The organism is Arthrobacter sp. H14 (genome assembly GCF_000520495.1).
Classification (GTDB): Bacteria; Actinomycetota; Actinomycetes; order Actinomycetales; family Micrococcaceae; genus Arthrobacter_C.
The window spans coordinates 1-5180 of the sequence record NZ_KI914624.1 but is presented as its reverse complement, the minus strand read 5'-3'; the positions used below and the strand labels follow the sequence as shown (position 1 = coordinate 5180).

Below are 5180 nucleotides of genomic sequence, written 5' to 3'. Positions count from 1 at the left end.
TCTCGAAACGGTACAGTCGAGCCAAGGCCCCGCATCGAGTTTTGAGAAGAGAGCACCCTGTGACTACACACCGCATCGGCTACGCCAGAGTCTCCACCCGGGACCAGAACCTCGACCTGCAGCTCGAGGCCCTGAAGAAGGCCGGATGCGACCGCATCTACGAGGACACGATCAGCGGCACCAAGTCCCGGCGCCCCGGACTTACCCAGGCGCTGGAGAATCTGCGCGACGGCGACACCCTGGTGGTGTGGAAGCTGGACCGTCTCGGCCGGAGCGTGAAAGACCTCCTGGACTTCGCCGGCGGCCTGAGCGAACGCGGGGTAGGCTTTGTCAGCCTCACCGATGCGATCGACACCACCACGGCTTCCGGGCGTTTCTTCTTCAACGTCATGGCCTCCCTGGCCCAGATGGAACGGGAGCTCATGGTCGAACGTACCCAGGCCGGCCTGCAGGCCGCGCGCGAACAAGGCAGGGTCGGCGGCCGCAAACGCGTTATGACCGAAGCCAAGATCCGATCCGCACGTAAGCTCCTGGGCCAGGGAACGCCACCGCGGGAAGTTGCCAGCAGCCTCGGCGTCTCCGTGCCCACCCTCTACCGATGGGTTCCCGCAACAGTCACTGCTGAAGCTGCGACGCAGTAATTTCTACTGATTGGTGCAGTCGACTTCTGAAAAGTGATGGTTTGTGCAGGGGACTCTTGAGCGGAATGCAGTTTCGTGCAGGGGACTTCTGACACTTCCGTGTCCACACTCGTCTGCACAACCCCGGAATTCCGCGGGAGCGTGTGCAGACGACTTCTGAAAATGACATTACGGCGGCGGGGGAGCGGTGGAACTTTGTTGCGGTGGGGGATCCGCGACCGGATCATGGCCGATATGATCAACACCGACGAGGACCCGCAGGTCTACCGGGCGGTACTGATTGGACAGCACCCGGTCCGGCCCGACTGGCGCCGCGTCGATCAGGCCGAAACCCTGCTGATCGACCTGCTGCCCTTCACCCCGGGCCGGTACCGGGCGGCGCTGTTTACGGCACTGGGATACCTCAACTGGTACAAAGGCCGGGGCACGACCGCTGGCCGGTACATCGATAAGGCACTGAAGGTTAGCGCGGGCTACCACCTGGCCGAACTGCTCCAGCAGTTGTTCAACAGCGGAATCTTTCCCGCCGTCACAAAATCGGCCGGCACCGCCTCGCGGCGGCGGCCTCCCCCGCTTCGCTCCTCCCGCCGCCTCCACACGCTGGTGCGGGCGCAGCCACCAATATCGGGCAACGGTCTACGGGCAGCGGCCGGTACAGTGCAATGAAAGGACATCGACAGAAAAAGGCACAGTCATGGCCGGCACGGACCTGAGCTACACCCGGGAAACCATCCACTACGGAACGGTACCGGTTGGCAGCGTCGCCGGAAACCGACATTGGAACAGCGGCGGCGCTCCTGCCTGACTCCCAGGGCTGGGCCGTGGACCTGCACTGGAACGCTCAGAACCTTCCCGGCGCCTGAGCCGGTGGGCAGACACGCATGGTCGTGGTGGTCGTCCATCATGTGACTCCACTTCTGACTGACACCCTTTGGGGTTGTCCTTCTTATGATCCGTCCGCCGGCCCAACGACCAGCACCAAACGCGTTGGTCAGGAGGACATGACTTAATAGGAGCCCGACCAAGAGGTCCCATCACCGTCTTGTCTGCCCACCTGGCGAACGCGAGCCCGTACCAACGCTACGCAAGAGTCAGAGGAGCCGCTTCCATCATGACAAATGAAGATCCTAAAGTCATCGTCGGGATCGATACCCATGCCGACACCCACCACGTTGCCGTGATCACCGATTACGGCAAACATCTGGCGGATCAGAAGTTTTTGGCCGTCGGTTCCGGGTACCGGGAAATCGCCGAATACATCACCGAATACGGTCCGGTTAGTGCGGTCGGGATCGAGGGTACCGGTTCCTACGGCGCCGAACTGGCACGGGTGTTGGCCAAAGAAGGCTTCGAGATCAGGGAGGTCAACCGGGCCAACCGCGCCCACCGGCGCCTGCATGGCAAGTCCGACCCGATCGACGCCTATCAGGCCGCTGAGTCCGTTCTCGCCCAGCGGGGAACCTCAACGCCGAAAACCCGTGATGGGTATGTGGAGGCCCTGCGCGTGCTGCGCACCGCCCGCACCAGCGCGAGCAAGGCCCGCACCGCGGTACTGGCCCAGATCAGCGCCGTGTTGACTGCGGCGCCCGAGGCCATACGCGCCAAATACCGGGGCCAGACCAGCCCGGCACGGGCCAAGGCCATGGCCGCCACTCGCCCCACCGGGGACTCCGCCGACCCGGCCGTCGCGACAGCCGTGACCCTCAAACGCATGGGCACCCGGCACCAGTACCTCAGCACCGAAATCGAACAGACCGACGCCGAGCTGGCCGGCATCGTCGCCGAGCATGCTCAGGCCTTGATGGAGATCAACGGCGTCGGCACGGCCGTGGCCTCGCAGCTGCTGGTCACCATCGGCGACAACCCCGAACGGCTGGCCAGCGAGGCCCAGTTCGCCGCCCTTACCGGCACCGCACCGATCCCGGCGTCTTCGGGCAAGACGACCCGGCACCGGCTCTCGCGCGGTGGCGACCGGTCAGCGAACGCTGCGATCCACCGGATCGTGCTGGTGCGCATGTCCAAAGACCAGCGCACCCGCGACTACGTGGACAAACGCACCGGCGACGGCAAGGGAAAGCTGGAGATCATGCGCTGCCTCAAACGCTACGTGGCCCGGGAAATCTACCGCTGCCTGCGCAATCCGCGGCCCGCCCCGGCCACCAATGACCTGCGCCCACGCCGCCGCGCCTTAGGCCTGTCTCAAGTACGGGTGGCACGGGAACTGGGCACCTGGCCCAGCGCGATCTCACGGCTGGAACGGTCCCAATCCCGCGACCCTGACCTCAGCAGCCGCTACCGGGAATGGCTGGAAGAACAGCCCAAAATTAGCGCTTGACAAAGATAGGAGCATCACTTCCGTGTCCATACTCGTCTGCACAACCCGGGAATTCCGCGGGAGCGTGTGCAGACGACTTCTGAAAATGACATCAAAATTCAGTGGGTCAGAAAGGATCGTTTTTGTCATCCCGTGTCTCACTTACTTGATACACCTCACATAGCAAGTCCATATAAAGCGTAGGGCGAGAACCAGGATCAGCATTGACCTCGGCAGGTGACAGGAGGTTTTCCACCTCCCCACAGTTCACCCCTGCGCTGGGTTAGTTCTTCCACAGCTGGTTCTCTTATCCTGAACGAATGAGTAAGGCAATGGTCGTGAAGAAGAAAACGGTGGGATTGATGGCCGACCCTGGTCTGTCGATCGCGCTGGCCCAGAAACTGCAATCGACGACAGCCCAGTTGCTGAGCTCGTCCCTGGACTCAGAGGTGGAATGGACAGTTGAGATCGAGCAACAATCCCTCGCCCTGGACGCCAAGGGGGAAGTGGAATTGAACATCCGCTCCCAGGAAGTCCGTGACCGGCTGGGCTGGGATTACCTCGTTTACCTGACAGATTTGCCCAAGTACGCCAATTCCGACCCGATGATTTCCAGCGTCAACACTGAATACGGTTCAGCGATGATCTCTCTTCCCGCCCTGGGCGTGCTGCGTAAGAACCGGGTTAAGCGGGTCCTTCTGCAAACCATCGGCGTGCTTCATGGAACCGCGAACGCGCGGTCCCTAGGTCTTGGCAGGGTTTCTGCTGCCACCCGTGACCTCTCCCCGGAACGAAACATCCCCGCCCCAGAAGCCAACCAGAATTCGTACGAGACACTGAAGGGGATTCGCGGCAGGGTACAGCTCCTAGCCGGCATGGTACGAGGCAACCGCCCCTGGCGGATCCTGCCCGGGCTCTCCGGCGCCATGGCTGCAGCGACAGCCACCGGAGCGTTCGGTGTTTTTTACACCAGCATGTGGAGCATGGCGGATTATCTCAGCTCTCCCCGGCTCGCAGCCATTAGTTTGCTCTCAATTGCGATCATGACCATTTGGTTGATCGCCCATAACGACTTGTGGGAACGCCCCCTCGGAGGCCGGCGCACCGAACGGCGCGTGAGCTATAACCTCGCTACGGTCATCACGATCCTGCTCGCGGTGTTCGCGATGTACCTGGGGTTATTCACCGTGATCTTCGGTGGCGCACTGATCATCATCGACAATGAATTCCTCGCCGTCCAACTGGGCCACCCCGCCAGCATCGACAAGTACCTCAACCTTGCCTGGCTCTCCGCATCGCTGGGAACCATCGCCGGCGCACTCGGATCAAGCCTGGACAATGAACAAGCCGTCAAAAAAGCCACCTTCAGCTCCCGCGAATACGACCGCCGGCAACTCTCCGAAACCCGCTCCGAGGAGAAATACTGAGCGGCAGGCAACCCGATATCACCTCGACTTCACTGGGGCGCACCTAGAGGAAGCCCGTTTCGACCGCGTAAAGTTCAGCGGAAAAAACACCGGATTCGACGGCGCAACGTTCAGCAGCAAACACACCTGGTTCGACACCGCAACGTTCAGCGGCCCTACATCATTTCTAGAAACGAACTTCGGTTCGGGCAACGTCTCATTCGAGCACCCAAGACAGTGGGACCCAGCCCCCTTATTCGATTGGGTCGACGGAGTAGAGGATGTGCCTAAACCGGACAACGGCCTGCCACACGCCTGGCCACCAATACCGCCTGAATCAGCACACTTGTGTTTCGGTATTATCGGGTTGTGAAGGATCAACAGAACAGCACGAGCCGCGCGACGGCACATACATCAGTCGGCGGCTTTTCGCAGCACGACGCCGCCACGAGCATGGCCCCGCCTCCTCGCCGTTCCGCGAAGCAAGGGACAGCACGTGAAGAGCAGGTGAAGGCTTTCCGGGAACTGACTCAGCGGATCCACGACGCCGGACTCATGAAGCGCCGCTACGGGTTTTACTGGACCATGATGGTCGGCTTGACCCTCACTCTTGCGGGCATCGCGGTCGCCGTTGTTTTCTTGGGTGACACCTGGTACCAGCTCATTCTAGCCGGCCTGATGGGTGTTGTGCTGGCCCAGGTTGCGTTTCTCGGCCATGAAGCCGCCCACCAGCAGATCTTCAATTCGCGGCGCTGGAACGATTGGACGGGGCGGGTTTTGTCCGGACTCTTCAATGGTCTCAGCTACGGCTGGTGGATG

Annotated in this window: 5 protein-coding genes; all 5 read left to right on the top strand. The window is 61.6% G+C overall.

Annotated features, from left to right (window positions below; all coding sequences use genetic code 11):
• Positions 1-59 precede the first annotated feature (59 nt).
• On the top strand, positions 60-641 hold the full coding sequence (locus Y707_RS0103660; protein WP_026534084.1) for a recombinase family protein: 582 nt from the start codon (positions 60-62) through the stop codon (positions 639-641).
• A 162-nt stretch (positions 642-803) separates the two neighbouring features.
• Entirely contained in the window at positions 804-1307 is a 504-nt protein-coding gene (locus tag Y707_RS0103655) for a DUF4192 family protein (RefSeq protein ID WP_081744587.1), read from the top strand.
• A gap of 445 nt (positions 1308-1752) precedes the next feature.
• Entirely contained in the window at positions 1753-2976 is a 1224-nt protein-coding gene (locus Y707_RS0103645) for an IS110 family RNA-guided transposase (protein ID WP_035780181.1), read from the top strand.
• A 299-nt stretch (positions 2977-3275) separates the two neighbouring features.
• Complete coding sequence (locus Y707_RS0103640) at positions 3276-4382, top strand: hypothetical protein (RefSeq protein ID WP_026534081.1); 1107 nt, start codon at positions 3276-3278, stop codon at positions 4380-4382.
• Positions 4383-4730: 348 nt separating this feature from the next.
• The coding region (locus Y707_RS23160; protein ID WP_216699197.1) for a fatty acid desaturase family protein at positions 4731-5180 on the top strand (450 nt) is incomplete at its 3' end.